Genomic DNA, 21,166 nt, shown 5'->3' with positions numbered 1-21,166 from the left:
GATAGTATAAAAAAGCCTCGATAGACTCGAGGCTCATGTGCATATGTAATACTAAGCGACAACCGCAGCCGATGTTTGTGCCGCGCGGTCGACTTTCTTCACCAAACCCTGCAATACATTGCCAGGTCCTACTTCCACGAAGGCCTCAGCACCATCTGCAAGCATATGTTGAACGGTTTGTGTCCAACGAACAGCTCCCGTTAATTGTGCGATAAGATTTTGTTTGATCGCAACAGGATCGGTATACGGTTTTGCGTCCACATTTTGATAGATCGGGCAAATAGGAGCGTTAATTTCTGTAGCTTCTATTGCTGCTTGCAACTCCACCTTCGCGGGTTCCATCAGTGGCGAGTGAAATGCGCCCCCCACATTCAATTTAAGCGCCCGTTTGGCGCCTGCTTCGGTAAGCAGGGTGCAAGCTTTATCAACGCCCTCTACAGAACCAGAGATAACCAATTGACCGGGGCAATTGTAGTTCGCAGCAACAACAACATCTTCAACTTGCGCACAAATTTTCTCTACAGTTTCATCATCAAGACCCAAAATAGCAGCCATTGTAGATGGTTGAGCTTCGCAGGCCTTTTGCATCGCATTCGCGCGCTGAGATACTAATTTTAGTCCGTCTTCAAAAGACAATGCTCCGGCAGAAACCAATGCTGAAAATTCGCCCAAAGAATGCCCTGCAACCATACTTGGTTGAAAGCTGTCTCCTAAAGCTCTTGAGAGAATGACAGAATGTAAAAAGATAGCCGGTTGGGTAACCTTCGTCTGTTTCAAATCTTCATCAGTGCCAGAAAACATGATATCTGTAATGCGAAATCCTAAAATGTCATTTGCTTTCTCAAACAATGCTTTCGTTTCATCATTCAAATTATACAGATCTTGCCCCATTCCTACGAACTGAGCACCTTGACCTGGAAAAATATAAGCTGTTTTCATCAAAAATTATTTTGGTAAACGATGAGCGCACGCGCCCGTTTTAAAAGATCAAAATTAAACAAATAAAGTCGAAAAAGGGCGCTAGGCAGCTAATCCTCGGGAACAAAAGCCAAAGAACTCAATTTGCTGTCGTCGAAAACATCTTGAGCGATCGTTAGCAATTCTCCTGTACGCACTTGATCGATTTTATCGAAAACTTCCGGCAATAAAATCACGCGGTCGTAGTCCATCACGTTTTTGGACACAGCGATAATCATGCTCATACGGTTTTCTTCCGCTAAAGCTATCTGGCCCTTAAATTTGTTTTTCGCCTTTTGCAGCTGTCCTTCAGAGACACCTTTACCTTTTAACTTATCCAGCTCCCTAAAGACAAGCTTTTTTGCCCGCTTTACTTTCTCCTCATCGGTACCAAAATAGATAGTGAACAGTCCCGTGTCGGAAAATACAGTATAGTTGGATTCGATGGTATAGGCGATACCATATTTTTCACGAATGGAGAGGTTTAAAATAGAGCTCATTCCAAAGCCTCCCAGCATATTGTTAAGAAGCAATAATCCGGTTTTCCGCTCATCAAACATGCCATAGGCTGGCGCACCCAGCATATAATGTACTTGATTGATCGGCTTAGGCACCTCGATATGTTCGGCTACATTTGACAAGGCAAGATCGCGCGTTCTCTTTGGCTGATTATCTGGCACTCCTTCAAAATAGCGCTTCAACATTTTTTCTACGACTTTAAGTTCATAGTCGCCCGTAATGCCGATCACGATATCGTGCGTGTCGTAATTGTCGCGTAGAAATTGATGCACATCTTGTTGTTGAAACGCAAGGAGATCTTTCTCAATCCCTAAAATATTGTGTCCGAGTCCCGAATTTTTGTAGACCATATCCTCATAATCATCGATGATAGACTCTTCTGGACTATCGAGGTAAGATGCCATTTCATCTGCGATCACACCTTTCTCCTTTTCCATCTCGTGTTCGGGAAATGTGGAGTGGAATATAATATCTTCAAACAAATCCAACGCTTTACTTAAATGCGGCTTCAGGATGGATGCATGAATACAGGTATATTCTTTCGTGGTATAAGCATTTAAATCACCGCCTACTGCTTCTAGATGATTTAGGATTTGCTGCATGGATCGCCGCTGTGTTTCTTTAAAAAGTAAATGCTCAATAAAATGCGCGATCCCAAACTTCCCCTCCTGCTCATCACGGGATCCTGCGTTCACCACTAAACAGGTATGCGTAATAGGTGATGCTTGGCGGTGAAATACCGCACGAATACCATTATTCAAGCGGATGATTTCATATTCTATGTTCTTCAAATCAAAAAGTCAAAACCGAGCTTGTTAGCTCTTTGTGGATAATTTAAAATTTCACTAGCCAAAAATGAACCAGCAAAAGTCAATGGCTTAAAGAAAAATAGATGATAATTACACCTTTACAATCAAAAACCAGGCAGCAAAGTTACACAAATTCCAAACAAAACGGCTGTAGTTTCCGGAAACTACAGCCGCTATATAGACCATTAATCTTAATGCCTTTACATACGCGGACGTCGCATTCCGCCAGGCCCTCCATTATCTTGAAAAGGATTGACGCCGCTCGCGAACTTTTGTAATTTAAACGTGAATTGCAGCATAAAATAACGTCCCAATCTATTTACTCTCGTGTCGGAGATCATGATATCACTGGCCGTTCTGGAAATGTTCGTCTGCTCATTCAATAAATCAAAGGCTTGCAACCGCAAAGCTCCTCTGTTCCCTTTCAGCATTCTCTTCTCCAGATACGTATTGATGATAAAAGGATTCTCGCTGAAGGCGTTGCCTTGGAAAAAAGTCTTGGAAAGATCAGCGCCAAAGACGATGGTAGGTGTGATATTGACAGATCCGATCAGCGTTGGCGCCCACGATTGCATCGTAATGGAGCGTGCGTTTAGCGTGTTGTAGGTATGGTCCCACGTGTAACGAATGCCAGGGTTGATTTCAAGATTTTCTGAAGGCAGATAACGGAACATCATTCCTTGCATCAATACCCAGTTTTGTGCTTTGTTGAGGTTTCCTTCTGTATAGGATGGATTATTGTTAAAATTCAAGCTTCCCATAAAATTGAGGCTGTATACCTTATTTTTAAAAGATCGCCCGTAATGATAGAAGCCGCGCATGCTGTACGCACCATCTTCATTTAGATAACTGGTTTCTTGAATAACCCCCAGTGCCGGATCCGTTTGGCGTAGGTTGTTAGAAACAATTTTATTGCTAGTCAATGTTCCATTCAACACCATGAAGAATGTTTTACCCTTTTGGAAATCGTTGCTATTAAAACGTAGGCGCACATTGTGTTGGAACTCCGCATCCAAATTCGGATTTCCCGTTATGATATTCGTAGGATTTGAATTATCGGTAAATGGTTGAATTTGGGTTATGGAAGGCTCATTAGCTCGTCCTGAGTAATTCAACTGCAAATTTTTCTGCCTGTTAAACTTGTATTCAAAGCGCGCAATAGGAACAACGTTGAATCCATTTCTATTAATGTGTATTTCCTCGCCGTCTATAGATGCATCTCCATCCAATAGCGTAGGCTGTACCGCTAGGCCCAACGAATATTTGATCTTATCGTTGTTGAAATTATAATTTGCGCCAAATTGATGTGTAGAAAACGAGTAATCGTACATTCTATTAAATACATACCGCGGATCCATCAACTCACTTCCATCTGCCTGAAAAGCATTCTGCTGACGGTTGTTATCATAGCTATTGATATTGTAATCATACGAAAGCTCAATTTTACCATATTTGCTAACAGGTTCCAGGTAGGATACTGTCGCACCACCATTCCAGCTGCTGTTATCCAGTTCCGACAAAGTTCGTCGGTAGAGACTATCCATAGTCATATCACTATTATTCGGATCGCTCACCAAGGTTTCAATAATACGGTCCTGATCGTCTCTTGTTCCGGACGATGAAATATTCATATTGATAAATAAATTCCGACCTTTATCATTTAATCGTCTATTGTACAATGCACTTACGCCAACATTGGGCGACTTAGCAACACCGCTTAAATTATTATCCTCTGTATTGTAAAGCGTTCCGTTCAACAGATTTTCATTAAAACTGAAACTATTGGTTTTTGTATTGCGATAGCTTAGCTGTGGTGTAATCTTAATGAAATCCTTCTCAGAGGGCTTCCATTCCAGATTTGCTTCAAAGCGGTGCGAATTTCCGATAGTATTGGTGTTTGATTCCGTATTTCGATCCAGTGTTGAATCAGGATATAGAAATCTGTTCAAACTAGAAGAGAGTGCCACGTTATCATCATGGCCGAAGCTATAACTACCATAAACTGTGATTTTGTCACTGAAGTCTTGCCGATAATTCAGACCTAAAGACCCTGTATTGGTGATACCATTAGATCCGCCAAACATACCTCCCCCGCCGGGACCACCTCCACCCCCAATCCGTCGACGTGCCCCGCCACCTTGCGTATTAAAGTCGAATAACGGTGCATTTATGTTGTTTAAGTTTCCTAAAATAGAGAACTGCATCTTATCGCGCATAATAATAGCACTTCCCGTCGCCTGGTAACGGTCGTCCGTTCCATAACCTGCACGAAGCGTGGTGGTAAAGCCCTTGTTCTTCTCCGGATCGATCTCGATATTCAGAATTTTTTGGGCATCACCCGTTTTGTTTCCTGTGAGGTTTGCCATATCACCATAATCATCAATCACCTGAATCTTGTTAATAATATCAGCCGGCAGGTTTTGCGTGGCCGTCTTCACATCGCCTCCAAAGAAATCTTTCCCGTTTATACGGACGCGCACCACTTGTTCACCCTGTGCCGTAACAGCTCCATCCTTATCCACTTCTACCCCTTGCAAGCGCTTTAAAGCATCCTCTACGAGTGCGTTATCGCGCAGTTTGAGATCTTTCGTGGTATATTCAAGCGTGTCGCCCTTCACCTGAACGGTAAGCACGCCGTCCACAACTACTTCCTCCAACATATTTGCGATTCCCTGCAACTCAAACGATGGGATAACCATTTTATCACCGTCAGCCTGTAATGTAAATTGCCTTTCAAATGGCTCAAAGCCTAAGCTGGATACCCTAATTTTAAATGTCTCGGCTTTCACATTTGCAAATGTAAATATGCCCGCGGGTGACGAACTCGTCCCCAGTGTATCGTTCCCTGCAACCAATTGTACCGAAGCGCCCGCGACCACGCGAGACTCGGTATCACGTAGCATGCCTTGTACCGTTTTTCCAGATTGTCCAAATGCGTTATGCGCAACAATCAGTAGTATTAAACTGCAAACTAATGCAAAAATTTGTTTCATATCTCTCATTATCTCTTCTTCTATTTTATCGATGTCTCTAGCAATACCACCAATGTCTGCCTACTTTTTTGGCGTATGAATCGCCCGTACATATCTTTGTTTGATAGCGCTACAGTAGTTGGTAAGCCCAAAGGCCTTCGTCAGCCACATCTACCCATCCAGACCACTCGTCTAGGTTCGCATCAACGACTATATCTTGCACCACATCAATATTGATCCGTTGCTTTTTCTGCGCGAAAGCAAAATTGACCATGAGGACTAGCATTGAACTTGCGAAAATTTTCGTCATGCTTTTCAAAGTTTTATGGGTTATGCCTTTTCACAATGATTTTTTATACCCTACAAATAAAAATATAAGAAGTGTAAAATAGTGTAAATGCTTACGAATCACAGAGAAGTTACATGTTCACCCGCATTGTTTAAGCACAGCAACATGCGCTTATAAAGACCCGGAGAGAGAAGGGAATTCGCCTCCATATTTTTTTTTGTACTTTCGTAATATGTTAATTTCTACATTCCAACAAGAATTTGTCGAAGCAGGTTGTGACGAGGCTGGTCGCGGTTGTTTGGCGGGCCCAGTTTTTGCCGCGGCAGTGGTGTTTCCTCCTGATTATTGCAACGCTTTGTTAAATGATTCGAAACAACTGTCGGAAAAAAAGCGAATGGCATTGCGGCCTATTATTGAAAGTGAAGCGCTCGACTTTGCGGTAGCCAGTGTTTCAGCAGAAGAAATTGACAGTATCAACATACTAAATGCGTCTTATTTAGCCATGCATAGAGCCTTAGACATGCTAAAAACAAAAGCGGCATATATTATCGTGGACGGAAACAGGTTTAAAGCTTATCAGGATATTCCTCACCAATGCATTATAAAGGGTGATGGAAAATACCTGTCTATTGCGGCGGCGTCTATACTTGCAAAAACCTATCGGGATGAATATATGGACAACTTAGCTTTGGATTTTCCCAGCTATGACTGGCTATCCAATAAGGGCTATCCCACGGTTAGCCATAGAAAAGCGGTCTTGGAGTTCGGCATAACGCCACATCACCGCAAAACATTTCGTATTTCAGACCCACAGCTAAAATTGTTTTAAAAAAAAGCCACTGACCTTTTCCGATCAGTGGCGATATACTTAAAGTATTGCAATTGTAGCAGATTGAGCGTTACTCGTTTTCTTATTTAACGCTATCCTGAGCCGTTTTCTGACCCTTTGTTCGCCAAGAAACGAATACAGCAGCAGCAAGTCCAAGCACCAAAACGATAGAAGCTATCAATGATATCAAGTTGCTGATACGTATTGAAGCAGGAGCGAATATAAACTCTATCTTATGATTTCCACCAGGAACCTGCAATGCTCTCAATAAATAGTCTGCACGGATAATGGGAACTTCGGTGCCGTCAATATAAGCTTTCCAACCTTTATCGTAATATACCTCAGAAAAGACGGCAAAAGCATCATTAGGTGATGTAGACTCATATTTTAAGGTATCGGGATGATAAGAAACCAATTTGATTTCAGCGTTAGAAGGTTGACCTAGCTTCGCTGTATTTAATTGATTTTTGAATGACTCATGCACAAATGCTTCTCTTTTCGGATCGAAGCTACTGATCGCTTGCATTTCTTGCGCGTTATCTTTCACGAAAGTCACTTTTTGCACGAACCACGCATTGCCAGAAGCCGTACTGCGCCGCTGGATCTGTTCTGCACCATTTTGGCGATTTTGTGTGATTAGATAGCGGACATTGAACATATCCAAAACGTCTTCATTAATAGCGCCGTTAAACTGATGCTCTAACACTTCTTGGAAACGCATCAGTTTCGCAGCGTGGTATCCACCGATGTTCTTATGGAAATACGAAGCCCGCGCGTCAGAGAAAGGATTTGTTGTCAAGTCCATCACCCGGTAACTTGGGTCCTTATCTAAGCGAATCAGTTGATCAACCTCTCGCTCTACGATATGTGTCTTTGCCCGCTCTTCAATAAACGAGGCATTATTTAGGTACCGTTTATCTATGGCCCAAAGATCAACAAGTATGACTATGCCGAGCACACCGATGAAAACAGGTACCGTTATTTTCTTTTTCAAAAACAGCCAAACAAGTCCGAAGGCAATGGTAACGATAAAGAAAGAGCGATAGGCATCGCCACTTGCCAATGATGATCGGTCTTTGATCAATGCATTAGCGAACTCGTTGCCAGCGGCTTGCCCGCCTAATTGTTGACTAATGGAAGAAATAAAATCTTGGTGTCCTGAAGTTTTAAAGTCCAGGAAGAGGCTCGGCATTAAAGCGACCAAGAGGCAAAATCCGCCTATCCCTACATAGGTGTAAAGCACTTTTTTGTCAAGCTTTGGAATTTCCGACGCGCGCACAAAAAGCTCATTCACCGCTAGCATGGCCAACATGGGTATTAATATGGCTGGTATGACAAGAATCGACTCTACCGCTCTAAACTTGTTGTACATAGGGAAATAGTCAAAAAACAAGTCAGAAACCAATGGGAAGTGCCGACCGAAAGCCAGTAACATACACAAGGCGGAAGCGATTAAAATCCACCATTTAACGCGGCCTTTCACAATAATAAGTCCAAGCACAAATAGAAAGAAGGTCGCTGCGCCGAAATACCATGGCCCAGAGGTAAACATCTTTTCGCCCCAATATGTCGGGATTCTATCTGCAAACTGTACCGCCTGAGCTTCGGGCGCTCCTAGTTTCGTGAAGAATTTCACCACCTCGGAATTCTTATCCAGCACGCCTCCTGTGCGTCCACCATAAGCGTTAGGAATTAAAAAAGTAATATTTTCACCGACACCTTGGCTCCATTGGTACGCATATTCTTTATCTAAACCGCTACTCTGGGAGCCTGAATCAACCTTTTGAATATTTGCTTTTCCACGGATGGTAAGCTTCGAATATTCATAGGTAGGAAATAGCACCGAAGCGTTCACCAATACGGCGACCACTGCAGCGACGATTTGAACCGCGCCAGCACGCATAAATCCCTTTAGTTTTTTATCGCGAATGGCATAGTAAAGCTCAATCAATACATACACCAAAAGCGCGATAAACAAATAATAGGTAATCTGTACGTGGTTCGTACGAATTTCTAATGTCAAAAACAGACATAAAAGCACAGGCCCCCACAATCGGCTTCCCCTAAAACTCAGCAATACTGACCCAATAATGGGCGCGAGATAGGCAATAGCATAAGCTTTATTCACATGGCCAGCTTCTATATAAATGAAATTATAGGACGTAAATGCTAAGGCTATAGCACCTACCGCAGCAAGCCAAGGTTTTAACCTTAATACAGAAAACAAAAAGTATCCACCAAAAAGATACAGCAAAACAATATCCGCAGGAACGGGAACAAGTGCACGAATCCCCTTATTGATGTAACTGGCGACGTTACTCGCGTGTTCATACCATATTTGATAGGTTGGCATTCCTCCAAACATGGAGTTTGTCCATAACGGAGCGTGGCCATCTTTTGCCCGATAATCGAAAAGTTCTTTCTGACTACCTTCAGCCTGCATAACATCACTTTGGACAAGTGTCTTACCGTCAAATATAGGGGAGAAATAAAATAACACCAGAACAATAAAAAGGGCGCTTATTGCGAGATGGGTTGAGTTTTCCTTAAACCACTGTTTCATATACTTATTATATCGTTTGCTACTTCTTTGGTTCTGTGCATGACCCCTGCAGATCATTTTAATGTCTTAGCCAATCAACGCACAGATTTAATCTTAATGATTAGTTTATTACCTGCCAAAAATATAGAAATGAATTGGAATTACCAGTATAAATCTAGTAATTGAAGGGTGATGAAAATGTGCTGTTTAGCCCGCCTTTTGGATAAGCCGCTTGATATCGGATAACTCGCCAAAAAGGACCAAAAGATCATCATCTCCCAATATCGTATCGGAACTAGCGATACCGGAAGCCTCTTTATACTGTACCATTTTACCTTTCACCGCTTTCTCATATGATTTCACCGTCGTCAGTACGATTACTTTGTAAACATTGGTCAGGTTAGCCTCTTTTAAGCTCATGCCGACATATTTATCAGGCACGCGGGTTTCGACAATACTGTAGCGATCAGACACCTTAAAAGAATCGATAATGTCTGCGTTGTCCAGACGCATGGCAAGTCGTTCTGCAGCTTCTTCCTCCGGCATAATATATTCATCGATTTGCATGGCCTGTAACACTGTTTTTTGAAGTTCTGACACAACGCGTCCGATTATTCGCTGTACTTGTAGCTGCTTTAACAAAGCGGTTGTTAATAAAGAAGCTCCCTCATCTTCACCGATAGCAACAATGACGGCGTTACTATCTTTCAAAGGTAAAGAGGTCATGGCTTCCCTATCCGTCGTGTCCATACAGACGGTATGTGTTATTTTATCCTTAAGCTGTTCGACAAGTATGAGGCTCTTATCCACTGCAATCACCTCGTGGCCTTGCTCAGTGAGGTGCACTGCCAGCGATCTTCCAAAATGTCCCAGTCCTAATACAATATACTTCATGACTAAAATAAAATCTTTTCCGTTGGATAAATATAACTTTTATTTCTTGTGTTCTTAATAAAGGCAACAAGCAGCGTCAGCATGCCCACACGCCCAACAAACATCGTGAAAACGATAATCATCTTGCTCGCCGAAGAAAGCGATGGCGTAATCCCTAAACTTAATCCACAAGTGGTATAGGCAGAAACCGTCTCGAAAAGCAGTGACTTTAAGGACTTATCCGGATCCGAGAAGTTAAGCAGTATAAAGCTAAATGCTATGGTGACGATAGATAGCAAGATGATTGCAAAAGCTTTATTGACCGATTCTGAGGCTATTTTGCGTTTGTAAATCTCTATAGATTCCTTCCCGCGTGCTAACGTGATAATATTAAGCAAGGCCAAAGCGACCGTAGTTACCTTCACCCCGCCCCCCGTGGAACCCGGCGAAGCACCAACCCACATGAGCATCGTCACCATAATCACCGTTGGGTTGGCCAAGAAACTCATGTGAACGCTATTGAACCCCGCTGATCGTGAAGAATTTGCCATGAAAAATGAGGTGATTAGCCTCCCCAAAGTGGAGGAGTCATCTGTCAATGTGTGGCGTTGTTCAAGAAAGAAATAGGAGACCGTTGCTAATACGACAACCACAGCATTGCAAAGTAAAATGAACCGCGTATTAAATGAGAAGGACTGTGGCTTGTGCACAAAAGGTCGTCCAAAAATAAATTCTTGAATAAACTGTCGAGATTTTTGTTTGATATACGTGTAGAAATTTAACACGGTACCGAAACCCAAACCTCCCAGAATGAAAATCCCTGCCAAGGACAACTGAAATGTGTAGTTGAAACGGTAGGCATCGTGATGTATTCCATTTTGGAGAATAGAGAATCCTGAATTACAAAAGGAAGATATCGCATGAAATGCAGCAAAGAAAACCCGTTCGCCAACGCCATCAAATTCAATAGGATCGAGCGACAAGTAAATGAAAAGACCGCCAATCAATTCAAAGAATAGCGTAATAAAAATAATGGTAAGAAGTGTGGAGATGACGGAATTTAGTTTATTTTCTCCCAAAATCTCGCCAAACATCAACTGATTTTTGTAGGAGAAGCCCCCAGAAAAGAAATAGCCAAAAAACCCCGTAAATGTCATAATACCAAGCCCGCCTACTTGCACCAACAGCATAATCACGGTTTGGCCGAAGATGGAGAAGTTGGTTGAAATATCGGTTACGGTGAGGCCCGTTATACAAACAGCGCTCGTCGCCATAAATAATGCATCAACAAAACTCAATGGAGCAACTAGCGTTGTGCGAGGCAGCATGAGCAACACAGTGCCTAATAGTATCAACGCGATAAAACTAATGACAAATAGAATCGTGGGATTGAAATAAAAATTGTCAAAAAATAAGCTGTTTCGAGATAGTTCGGAAAGAAATGTCACAGCGATGCCGAAATATATCCATTCCATTTTGGCAAAAAAAACAACGTTATTCAAGCGGGATAGCGCAATAAACAAGAAATACACAGCGATTACAACACCTGTAAAATTGGAAACATTAAGTTTACGCTGAACAAGTATTGCAGCAGCGGTGCGGATAGTACCCAATATAAATAGAACGTAGAACGAGCCAACGATCGTCTTTTCAGAAAAGCTGGCAATCTCGCGATCGGTTATATAGCCGATGTGGGTTATTGTAATTAGCGCACATGCCATGCTAACGTAAAACATGACTTGATCCACCCGTCTAGTCCTGTACTTAATCAAGTACTTAAAGAAACCGATAATGTTATCCATGCGCTACAAACATAGCGATAATTTGCGGAGAATGTTCGGCGCGTCCAGCGGCGGCTATTTATCCTGCGTCTCTTTATCTTCCCCTTTTTTGAATAATTTATTAAAGAAGCCCTTGGTCTTCTTAACCGATCCTTTGGTCTCTTCGACGGCCTTTTTGGCTGATTGCGCGGAATTCATGAGGCGTGCCTCTCGCTCTGGACTAATCCCTGCCGTTTGCTTAATACCGTCCAGCAAGCTTTGCCAAAGATTCTTAAAGAAGGTATGTTCAGGAACACGTTTATGGTTTACCTTTCCTATGTGGTATTTCTCATTCGCATCCGGATTGCTGTCGTTAATAACCAATTGATTTACTAAAAATGACAGGATTTTTTTCTTTTCCCGTTCGCCATCGTTATTAAGTAGGTTTATCTTTAGGTTATCGTATTCAAAACGAAAATCGCCCCAGCTCCGATAGTCGTTGCCTTCCATGTTAAACCGAACACTGCGGATATTTCCGGAGCCGATGCCCACATTTAAAAGTGGTGTCAATATCTTATTAAAAGATGTTGCTTGCATAGGTTTTAAATCTCCTGAATAGGTATAGAAGCCATTTTTACTCAGCATATCAAACGAAAATTTAGCGTGTAGATTTCCGCTATTCATAATCTTCGCGCGAAGATCTGCCTTCAGATACTTGTTTTTTGCCAATCTAGCCGAGTCGTTTGTGACATTCGTTAAGAAGCCAGTGGCCTTATCAAACGTAATAACACCTTCCCGGTAGTATTTCCCACTCATTTCTCCATAAAGCACATCGATATTTTCGACAAAAACACTGTCTATATTGATCAGCTTCTGAACTTTGAGCAGCTGCTGATGCGGGCCATTTCCAATGTGACTTTTGGGCGACTTGGGGTATCGCTTATCATTGTATAATTTCACATAACCGTTTTTGATCTGTACCTTTTTTGCTACAGTCTGTTGGTTATCTAGCAGCGCGCGAAAGTCCAACTTCTCCATGCGTAGCGTGTCGAAATGCAGATCTGCCATGGTTTTGTTTTTCCCCAACTTTTTAAAGTATGCCGCTTTATTCATTACAGGACGGTAATCAACATTGGTCAACAAGACGTTTTCATCCTGCGTATTGATTTTTAGCTCATCAAATTTCACACTGTAAAGTCCACCCGCTAAATTGTAAGTGAATCCTGGAACAATCACCTCCACCATCTTGGTGTAGTAAAAACGAGTTGTATCTGATAACGAAGTTTCATCGATCAATACATCATGAACCTTAATATCAATATCCTTTACGGCAAAGTCTGAACTCTTGCCATCTTGTAGTTTGGAATATTTAAATGCAACGTCATCCATTTGGATTTCCTGCACATTCACAGATTTAAGCACGTCCTTTACGCTTTCATAAAGCGTTTTCTTTGGCTTAGCAGATAGCGTATCGTTGTAAGCGTGGTATTTATTTGTTAGGTGTACATTTGGTGCATCTAGAAAAATGGATTTGACATTCAGCTTTCTGTTGGTCAAAATGTTGATGATTCCAAATCGCTTGATTTTTAAAGATTTTAACCGAATATCGTATACATTATCTGGCGCTTCCTTCACTTTTTCTAATTCGGCGTATACGTTAGAATCCGGCGATAATACCGCATTTTCCAACGTCACATTGCCCAGCGCAATATTCAAATCGAGCTTGTCGTAACGTAAGGTATACAAACTATCGGTAGAATTTTTGATAACCTCCTTCAGTTTTTCCTCCAGGATCGGTTTCCAATTGCGTGACAGATACCACGCAGTTACTGAAAGACCGACAATAATTACAGCAACAATGCCGATGATCCATTTCCAAATTGGCTTCATACAAATAGTCTGTTTATACGTGGTAACAACTTTCAGCCCAGATGAATTTTACTTCTCTTTAAAATCACCCAAAGCAAACGGAAAGATAGGTTAAGAACTTTGGTTTATTGAAGTACTATACGATATCTCCTTGTGTGTCAAAACAAAGATAATGCCGTAAAAGTTTTGACAATTTGTTAGTTACGGGTATCCTGATTATTGTAAATACTTAGGTAACTATCGTAGCGGGAGTGCTCGATATCCCCCTCTTCTACCGCATCGATAATAACACAACCAGGCTCATTTATATGCCGGCAATTATGGAAACGACAGGCGTTTAATCGCGCGCGCATCTCCGGAAAAAAATGCGAGAGTTCTCCTTTCTCTATATCAACAATACCCAGCTCGCGGATACCTGGTGTATCAATAAGCTTTCCCCCGAAAGAAAGCTCAATCATTTCGGCAAAAGTTGTGGTATGCTTTCCTTTGTCCGACCAATCGGAAATCTCTCCTGTTCGCAGTTTGACGGCAGGCTCGAGCGCGTTGATCAATGTGGATTTTCCAACCCCTGAGTGTCCGGACACCAGCGTTACCTTATCTTTAAGTAACGACCGGATTAGCTCAATATTTTCTCCCGTATGCGCAGACACGGCATAGCATGGATAGCCTATTTGTTCATATATGGCCATGTATTCTGCTAAAATTTCCAAACCCTCTTCTGAAAAAAGATCGAGTTTGTTAAATACCAGGATCGCCGGGATGTCATAGGCTTCAGCTGTTACGAGAAACCGGTCGATAAAACCTAATGATGTAGGAGGCGATGCCAATGTCACGACGAGTATCGCTTGGTCCAGATTGGCGCCGATAATTTGCGTTTGCTTTGAGAGGTTTACAGACCGGCGAATGATGTAATTTTTCCTAGGTTCTAGGTCGGTGATTATCGCGCTATCTTGATCCGGTTCCAATTCATAATTCACCCAATCACCTACCGCTATGGGGTTTGTAGTTTTTATACCCTTGGTCCGAAATTTACCTTTGATACGACATTCCACACGTTGACCCTGCTCACCGAGCACAAGATACCAACTGCCTGTAGATTTAGTAACTAGCCCGCGCATACCGCTAACCCTATTTCAACCATCGTGTCCATCATCTTACAAAAATCGGAAATTTAACGTTAGAAAAGCTGTTCAATTCAATTATTTTTAAACGGATTTAAAAACATAGACCGATTTTTTCCGTTGTATCGGCAGGCTCGCTTTCTTTATTTTCCTACATTTGTGAAAGACGATTAAATTATATTTTGGTGAAAAAACTATTTCTTCTCGACGGCATGGCTCTTATATATAGGGCTTACTTCGCATTGAATAAGGTTCCACGTTTGACATCCTATGGCTTAAATACCGGAGCAATAATGGGCTTTACAAATACGCTCTTAGAGATTTTGAAAAATCAGCAGCCCAGTCACATTGCTGTTGTTTTCGACACCGATGCCCCCACAAATCGGCATATTGAGTTTGAAGCCTATAAGGCGCACCGCGAAAAAATGCCTGAAGATTTAGCAACGTCAATACCTTATATTTTTCGTTTAATAGAAGGCTTCAACATTCCGATCATCACGAAAGATGGTTTCGAAGCTGATGATATCATAGGAACCTTAGCAAAAAAAGCCGAGCAAAGTGGCTTTACAGTATATTGCATGACGCCAGACAAAGACTTTGGACAGTTGGTATCCGATAATATTTTTATCTACAAACCTGCACGCATGGGCAATGGCGCTGAAACATTAGGCGTTCCTGAGATCCTCGCAAAGTGGGAGATTGCTGACGTCTCTCAAGTGATCGATATTTTAGGGCTGTGGGGAGATGCAGTAGATAATATTCCAGGCATCCCGGGCATCGGTGAGAAAACTGCAAAGAAACTCATTCAGGAGTACGGATCTGTTGAGGGAATCATTGCCAACAGTGCGCAGTTGAAAGGAAAAATGAAGGAAAATGTAGAGAATTTCGCAGCGCAAGGACTTATTTCTAAAAAGCTAGCCACCATTCAACTTGATGTGCCGATCGAACTTGATGAGAAAGCTCTTGAGCTTGAAGATCCAAATCGGGAAACACTAGAACCTTTATTCGCAGAGCTGGAATTCAGAACCTTGGGCAAGCGGGTATTTGGAGATGATTTTAGCATTGCTGAATCAGGGAATAAAGGAAGTGCGCAAATGGATTTATTCGCCCCTGCTGCCATAGAAAATTCCGCTGCCGATCTTATTCCTGAACCCATTGCTCCCACTTTTAACATCCACAATACCCCGCACGAATATATCTTGGTGGAAACTATCGAGGCGCAACAAGAGTTAGCAAAAACCTTATCGCTTCAAAAAAGCTTTGCTTTTGATACAGAAACAACATCCCTTGACGCGCTATCGGCAGAGATCGTCGGGCTTTCCTTTGCATTCGAAAAAGGAAAAGCCTATTATGTACCTACCGCCGCAGATTTCCAGCAAGCAAAGGCTACGGCAGATATTTTTAAAACCGTATTGGAAGACCCCCGCATAGAAAAGGTAGGCCAAAATCTGAAATATGATATCTTGCTTTTGTCCTCTTACGACATAAAGGTAAATGGGCCGCTCTTTGACACGATGGTTGCCCATTATCTTATCGATCCTGATACGCGTCACAATATGGATGTCTTAGCAGAGAACTATCTTGGATATACACCGGTCTCCATTACAGAACTCATCGGCCCGAAAGGGAAAAATCAGTTAAGTATGCGCGACGTGGAGCTAACGAAGATAACGGAATATGCTGCTGAAGACGCGGACATCACCTGGCAACTGCACGAGGTATTGAAGCCGCTTCTCGTCGATACCAAGACTTTGGAATTAGCACAAAATGTCGAATTTCCATTGATCTATGTATTAGCCGAAGTAGAGAAAAATGGCGTTAAAATAAATGTAGACACCTTACGTACCTTTTCTAAGCTATTGGAAGATGACGTGAAACGACTGGAAGAGTCTATCTACGAGAAAGCAGGCACACAATTTAACATCGCTTCGCCCAAACAATTGGGAGAAATATTGTTCGACAAACTACAATTAGATCCGAAGGCAAAAAAAACCAAAACCGGACAGTATAAAACAGGTGAAGACGTATTGCTGACCCTTGCGCATAAATCAGACATTGTTCAGGACATTTTAGATTTCAGACAAATGCAAAAGCTGAAATCTACATATGTTGATGCATTACCGGGACTTATCAATCCGCAAACTGGACTTATACATACTTCGTATAATCAGGCGGTAGCTGCCACCGGCCGGTTAAGCTCTACAAACCCGAATCTACAGAATATTCCTATCCGAACGGAACGAGGACGAGAGGTGAGAAAGGCTTTTATAGCGCGAGATGCATCGCAGGTGTTATTATCTGCAGATTATTCGCAAATTGAGCTCCGCCTCATTGCCGAACTTAGCCAGGATCAAAATATGCTTGATGCTTTTACCGCTGGGCATGATATACACCGGGCGACTGCCGCTCGGGTATATGGGGTGGAATTGGATGAGGTAAGTTCCGATCAGCGACGCAATGCCAAAGCAGTCAACTTCGGTATCATATACGGCCAGTCTGCGTTTGGCTTGTCGCAAAGCCTTGGTATCCCCCGGAAAGAGGCTGCCAGCATGATTGAGCAGTATTTTGAACAATATTCAGGCATTAGGCAGTACATGTCAAAAGCCGTGGAATTTGCCAAAGAAAACGGATATGTAGAAACTATCTTGAAAAGAAGACGTTACCTAAGAGACATCAATTCCGCCAACATGACGGTAAGGGGCTTCGCAGAAAGAAACGCGATTAACGCGCCTATACAAGGTTCTGCTGCGGACTTAATAAAGGTGGCCATGATTAACATCCAACAGGACATAACATCTGCCGGCCTGCAAGGTAAAATGATTATGCAGGTGCATGATGAGTTGGTTTTCGATGTCCCACAGCATGAAGTTGAACAATTTTCTAAAATTATCCGCGACAGAATGCAGCATGCTATAGCGTTGAAAGTACCGATAGAGGTTGAAGTGGGAAAAGGCGATAATTGGTTAGAAGCACATTAATTATATGATGAAGAAAGTTAGCTTATTTATTGTTGCATGCTTAGCACACTTATGTAGCTGGGGGCAGACAGACTCAGTTTCTAGAGACACCTTATTCGAAAAGGCAGCAGAAGGTCTCGTTCGCTTCTATTACGATAATCATTACTATTTAGTAGATAAGGATTGCGATTTTAAATCCATTGAGCGAGTTTCTCAATTTGTGGTCGCAAAGAATGCCTTCCATGGCGAATTTAAAGATTTTAACAGTCGGGGTACCGTGGTGCTTACCGGCTACCACAACCAGGGCGCAAAGGAAGGTCTTTTTAGTGCTTACCATCCTAATGGAGTACTGCAATGGCAAGTAACATTTAAAGACAATAAGCCTGTTGGCGACTGGAAATACTATTATCCAGACGGCAAGCCCATGTTAACGGTAAATTTTGACAACGGAACCGGATTAATTACTTCCTTTTGGGATAGGCTGGGTCGGCAACGGGTTATTGAAGGGGACGGCAGCTATGAATTTAAAATGCCTTTTGAGTTTTACAACGAATACGGTTTTCCATTCTTTGAGCGTAAAGGTAGAATCAGAAATGGTCTCCCTTCTGGATACTGGACAACAAACATGGTTGACGAAAAAAACAAGAAGGTATTGTTTACAGAAGAAGTATACGATAAAAATGGGATGTTGACAGAAGGTTATAACCTTTTCCAAGATCGTGAATACCGCATTCCGCTTACCATTATCCCTACACAGTCTTTCGTAAATGGTGAGCGCCTGATATCAAAACCCTGTACTTTTGACGACTATAGCGGATTTAACGCGTATTTATCGGATAGGCTAAATGCTGCCTTTGCTGCAAATCCAAGCTTTCAGAATACAGAAGATGAATTTAGTTACCGCGTGACCTTAGACAAGCAGGGCGAGCCTGAATTGATTACATTAAATCAGCCATTGAAGACGCAGGCTCTTAATAAATACCTAGAAATGGTGGTTAAAGACATTCCATTTTACTTTCCTTCGCTGGATGAAGCAGGAGAGCCAATTGAAGATGCACTAACAGTATCGGGAAAACTCACGATTAGCGAGGCTGGCGTATTTAATTTCCACAGCCTGCGTATTGAAAGAGAAAAACAACCCTAGGCAAATTCAACGAATGTTTTATATTTGCAAAAAAAATTAGGCATGAAATTCCACAAAGAAGGATATACCAGTTTAGCGATCGTGATCTTATTCATTTTCGTTATTAATGCAATAGCAGATTATTACGATGCTTCTTTGTATTTGAAATGGTTCTTATACCTCTTGTCGGCTTTTTTGTTTATCACCATTGTACAGTTCTTTCGTAGTCCGATCAAACGAGTGACAGCGAATGAAAGCATCGTTTTGTGCCCTGCAGATGGGAAAGTCGTGGTGATCGAAGAAACAGAGGAAACAGAATATTTTAACGACCGAAGGATACAAATTTCCATTTTCATGTCTCCTATCAACGTTCATGTGAACCGCAATCCAATTAGCGGTATTGTATCATATTTTAAATATCATCCCGGCAAGTTCTTAGTCGCTTGGCATCCTAAATCATCAACCGAAAACGAGCGTACCACCGTTGTTGTGAAAAACACATCCAATGTAGAGGTATTATTTAGGCAAATTGCGGGAGCGATGGCACGCCGTATTGTTTGGTATGTAAATGAAAAGGATGCTGTAACACAAGGTGAAGAATTCGGTTTTATAAAATTTGGATCGCGGGTGGATGTCTTCCTTCCTTTAGGCACCAAAGTCGATGTCAATATTGGTGATAAGGTCGTAGGCGGTAAAACAGTTCTCGCGACATTTTAACATTATTTTAATACGGTATTCGTAATTTAGGCTTCGTTATACGAAGCTTTTTTTATGAACTTTCGAATTTTTGTCCTTCTTATCTCCAGCAGCTTCGGCTTACTGGTTGCCGCTACAGATTACATGCACCGCGCAAATTTTTCGGTAGCCGCACTCATATTCATTGCCATCAGTGTATTGAGTTTTGTGATACTGCTTAACTTGTTTGAACGATTCGTGTATAAACGTATCCGGAATGTTTATAAGCTAATTCACAACTTAAAGCTAGGCAAAGATCTAAAAGATGCTCTCGGGGAGCAGATTGCCGATGATCCGATTGCCAATGCTGAAAAAGAGGTTCGTGACTGGGCTAAACAAAAGGCGTCAGAAATCAATACGTTAAAAGAACAGGCCCAATTTAGAAAAGAGTTTCTTTCCAATATTTCGCACGAATTTAAAACTCCGCTCTTTGCGACACAAGGATACATTGAAACCTTGCAGGATGGCCTTATCGATGAAGATCCAGATATTGCTAAGAATTTTTTGGAGAAGGCCTCCCGCAATCTCGACCGACTGAGCTACCTCATTCAAGACCTAGACGAGATCTCTAAGCTAGAAAGCGGAATAATAGCGCTCACGATCGAGAAATTTGATGTGGTAAAACTTATAAAAGAATGTATGGAAGATCTTGAAGGCAAAGCCAGCGGAAGCAACATCCAAATAAAATATAAAGGCAAAGCCAATCATCCGATTTTTGTAAAGGCCGACCGAAAACGCATTCAACAAGTATTAATCAATCTTATCGATAACTCTATAAAGTACGGAAGAAGGAATGGCCACACCAGCATTTCTATATACCCGCTTTTTGAACAAATATTAATAGAGGTAACGGATGATGGCCTTGGCATCGAGGAGAAAAACCTCCCCCGCGTCTTCGAACGCTTCTATCGCACCGACAAGAGCCGGTCGCGCGAAATTGGAGGATCAGGTTTAGGTTTAGCGATTGTGAAACATATTATAGAAGCACATGAACAAAATGTAAACGTAAGAAGTACAGAAGGTATCGGAACAACGTTTGGCTTTACGCTGGTACCCGCGAAAAACGTGTAAATAGGAGATTCATCTTACGATTGACAGAGAAAACTTAACATTAACTTAACATTTCATTCATAATTTTGCAGAAATTCAATCGATATGTCTTTAAATAGCATTTTTCAGTATTTCGTTCCAAAGGATAAAAAGTTTTTCCCTTTGTTTGAACAAGCAGGCGCAAACCTTATCGAGATGGCAAAACTGCTACAAGAAACGGTTTACTCTACAGATTTGGCTAAACGCGCTGATCTGAATAAAAAACTAGAAGACCTTGAACACCGGGGCGACAACATAACTCACCAAATACACCTTGAATTAGGTAAAAACTTTATCACTCCTTTTGATCGCGAAGATATTCATGCTTTGGCAAGCTCTTTAGATGATGTAGCAGATTTCATACATGGTGCGTCAAACCGCATGGAATTATACAAAGTCGTTACGCCTAGCCAAGCGATGAAAGAAATTACAGATTTAATTGTCGAAGCAACAGAGCATGTTGCTACAGCAGTAAATGAATTAAAAGATCTTAAAAACATTCGGAATATCACGGACTCGTGCGTCCGTATCAATAGTGTTGAGAACAAAGCGGATTATATTTTCGATAAAGCGGTGGGTGAGCTTTTCGAATATGAAAAAGATGCCATCACGTTGATTAAGAATAAAGAAGTGCTTTCAGCTATGGAAGACGCTACGGATAAATGTGAGGATGTAGCGAACGTATTGGAAAGCATTCTAGTAAAGAATGCTTAATAAAGGCA

At 41.8% G+C, this 21,166-nt stretch carries 15 protein-coding genes; 6 read left to right on the top strand and 9 right to left on the bottom strand.

The features are described 5' to 3' along the window. Positions 1-51: 51 nt before the first annotated feature. The 4 genes from fabD to DI53_RS08850 all read right to left on the bottom strand — a co-directional run bounded on the left by fabD (position 52) and on the right by DI53_RS08850 (position 5,567). Positions 52-939, bottom strand: a complete 888-nt coding sequence (gene fabD, locus DI53_RS08865; RefSeq protein ID WP_037497834.1) for an ACP S-malonyltransferase — start codon at positions 937-939, stop codon at positions 52-54. An 89-nt stretch (positions 940-1,028) separates the two neighbouring features. Further along, a complete protein-coding gene (locus DI53_RS08860; protein WP_117624871.1) occupies positions 1,029-2,267 on the bottom strand; it encodes a M16 family metallopeptidase in 1,239 nt (412 codons plus the stop codon). 218 nt (positions 2,268-2,485) lie between these two features. Continuing rightward, positions 2,486-5,278, bottom strand: coding sequence for an outer membrane beta-barrel protein (locus tag DI53_RS08855; RefSeq protein ID WP_052072252.1), 2,793 nt, complete (start codon positions 5,276-5,278; stop codon positions 2,486-2,488). 109 nt (positions 5,279-5,387) lie between these two features. Beyond that, positions 5,388-5,567, bottom strand: coding sequence for a hypothetical protein (locus tag DI53_RS08850; protein ID WP_037497831.1), 180 nt, complete (start codon positions 5,565-5,567; stop codon positions 5,388-5,390). Positions 5,568-5,778: 211 nt separating this feature from the next. On the opposite strand from DI53_RS08850, the gene DI53_RS08845 reads away from it, so the two are divergent. Further along, positions 5,779-6,375: a ribonuclease HII gene (locus tag DI53_RS08845; RefSeq protein ID WP_037497828.1), complete on the top strand. Its 597-nt coding sequence runs from the start codon at positions 5,779-5,781 to the stop codon at positions 6,373-6,375. An 82-nt stretch (positions 6,376-6,457) separates the two neighbouring features. Here the strand turns inward: DI53_RS08845 and DI53_RS08840 are convergent, their stop codons facing one another. The 5 genes from DI53_RS08840 to rsgA form a co-directional block, all read right to left on the bottom strand. After that, positions 6,458-8,938 carry a YfhO family protein gene (locus tag DI53_RS08840; RefSeq protein WP_037497819.1) on the bottom strand — a complete coding sequence of 827 codons (2,481 nt, stop codon included), beginning with the start codon at positions 8,936-8,938 and terminating at the stop codon, positions 6,458-6,460. A 186-nt stretch (positions 8,939-9,124) separates the two neighbouring features. Next, on the bottom strand, positions 9,125-9,811 hold the full coding sequence (locus DI53_RS08835; RefSeq protein ID WP_037497817.1) for a potassium channel family protein: 687 nt from the start codon (positions 9,809-9,811) through the stop codon (positions 9,125-9,127). Positions 9,812-9,813: 2 nt separating this feature from the next. Further along, positions 9,814-11,592: a TrkH family potassium uptake protein gene (locus DI53_RS08830; protein ID WP_241462398.1), complete on the bottom strand. Its 1,779-nt coding sequence runs from the start codon at positions 11,590-11,592 to the stop codon at positions 9,814-9,816. A gap of 54 nt (positions 11,593-11,646) precedes the next feature. Further along, on the bottom strand, positions 11,647-13,440 hold the full coding sequence (locus tag DI53_RS08825) for a hypothetical protein (RefSeq protein ID WP_037497815.1): 1,794 nt from the start codon (positions 13,438-13,440) through the stop codon (positions 11,647-11,649). Positions 13,441-13,616: 176 nt separating this feature from the next. Next, the gene (gene rsgA, locus DI53_RS08820; RefSeq protein WP_037497813.1) at positions 13,617-14,537 is read right to left on the bottom strand and encodes a ribosome small subunit-dependent GTPase A; all 921 of its coding nucleotides are present in this window, start codon (positions 14,535-14,537) and stop codon (positions 13,617-13,619) included. Positions 14,538-14,725: 188 nt separating this feature from the next. On the opposite strand from rsgA, the gene polA reads away from it, so the two are divergent. From polA to DI53_RS08795, 5 genes are all read left to right on the top strand, one after another. Beyond that, the gene (gene polA, locus DI53_RS08815; RefSeq protein WP_037497965.1) at positions 14,726-17,518 is read left to right on the top strand and encodes a DNA polymerase I; all 2,793 of its coding nucleotides are present in this window, start codon (positions 14,726-14,728) and stop codon (positions 17,516-17,518) included. Between the two features lie 4 nt (positions 17,519-17,522). Then, the gene (locus tag DI53_RS08810; protein ID WP_117624870.1) at positions 17,523-18,641 is read left to right on the top strand and encodes a toxin-antitoxin system YwqK family antitoxin; all 1,119 of its coding nucleotides are present in this window, start codon (positions 17,523-17,525) and stop codon (positions 18,639-18,641) included. Positions 18,642-18,683: 42 nt separating this feature from the next. Then, on the top strand, positions 18,684-19,337 hold the full coding sequence (locus DI53_RS08805) for a phosphatidylserine decarboxylase family protein (RefSeq protein ID WP_037497810.1): 654 nt from the start codon (positions 18,684-18,686) through the stop codon (positions 19,335-19,337). Between the two features lie 54 nt (positions 19,338-19,391). Continuing rightward, on the top strand, positions 19,392-20,426 hold the full coding sequence (locus tag DI53_RS08800) for a sensor histidine kinase (protein WP_037497807.1): 1,035 nt from the start codon (positions 19,392-19,394) through the stop codon (positions 20,424-20,426). Between the two features lie 84 nt (positions 20,427-20,510). Next, positions 20,511-21,158: a DUF47 domain-containing protein gene (locus DI53_RS08795; RefSeq protein ID WP_037497804.1), complete on the top strand. Its 648-nt coding sequence runs from the start codon at positions 20,511-20,513 to the stop codon at positions 21,156-21,158. Positions 21,159-21,166 lie beyond the last annotated feature (8 nt).

The organism is Sphingobacterium deserti (genome assembly GCF_000757725.1).
Taxonomy (GTDB): domain Bacteria; phylum Bacteroidota; class Bacteroidia; order Sphingobacteriales; family Sphingobacteriaceae; genus Sphingobacterium; species Sphingobacterium deserti.
This window is presented reverse-complemented; position numbering and strand designations above follow the sequence as displayed.

Bases quoted from the DNA above. Each gene is read 5' to 3' on its own strand.
- DI53_RS08805 (WP_037497810.1), top strand. From the start codon at position 18,684: ATGAAATTCCACAAAGAAGGATATACCAGTTTAGCGATCGTGATCTTA.
- fabD (WP_037497834.1), bottom strand. From the start codon at position 939: ATGAAAACAGCTTATATTTTTCCAGGTCAAGGTGCTCAGTTCGTAGGA.
- DI53_RS08850 (WP_037497831.1), bottom strand. From the start codon at position 5,567: ATGACGAAAATTTTCGCAAGTTCAATGCTAGTCCTCATGGTCAATTTT.
- DI53_RS08800 (WP_037497807.1), top strand. From the start codon at position 19,392: ATGAACTTTCGAATTTTTGTCCTTCTTATCTCCAGCAGCTTCGGCTTA.
- DI53_RS08830 (WP_241462398.1), bottom strand. From the start codon at position 11,592: ATGGATAACATTATCGGTTTCTTTAAGTACTTGATTAAGTACAGGACT.
- DI53_RS08835 (WP_037497817.1), bottom strand. From the start codon at position 9,811: ATGAAGTATATTGTATTAGGACTGGGACATTTTGGAAGATCGCTGGCA.
- DI53_RS08855 (WP_052072252.1), bottom strand. From the start codon at position 5,278: ATGAAACAAATTTTTGCATTAGTTTGCAGTTTAATACTACTGATTGTT.
- DI53_RS08810 (WP_117624870.1), top strand. From the start codon at position 17,523: ATGATGAAGAAAGTTAGCTTATTTATTGTTGCATGCTTAGCACACTTA.
- DI53_RS08795 (WP_037497804.1), top strand. From the start codon at position 20,511: ATGTCTTTAAATAGCATTTTTCAGTATTTCGTTCCAAAGGATAAAAAG.
- DI53_RS08825 (WP_037497815.1), bottom strand. From the start codon at position 13,440: ATGAAGCCAATTTGGAAATGGATCATCGGCATTGTTGCTGTAATTATT.
- DI53_RS08845 (WP_037497828.1), top strand. From the start codon at position 5,779: ATGTTAATTTCTACATTCCAACAAGAATTTGTCGAAGCAGGTTGTGAC.
- rsgA (WP_037497813.1), bottom strand. From the start codon at position 14,537: ATGCGCGGGCTAGTTACTAAATCTACAGGCAGTTGGTATCTTGTGCTC.
- DI53_RS08840 (WP_037497819.1), bottom strand. From the start codon at position 8,938: ATGAAACAGTGGTTTAAGGAAAACTCAACCCATCTCGCAATAAGCGCC.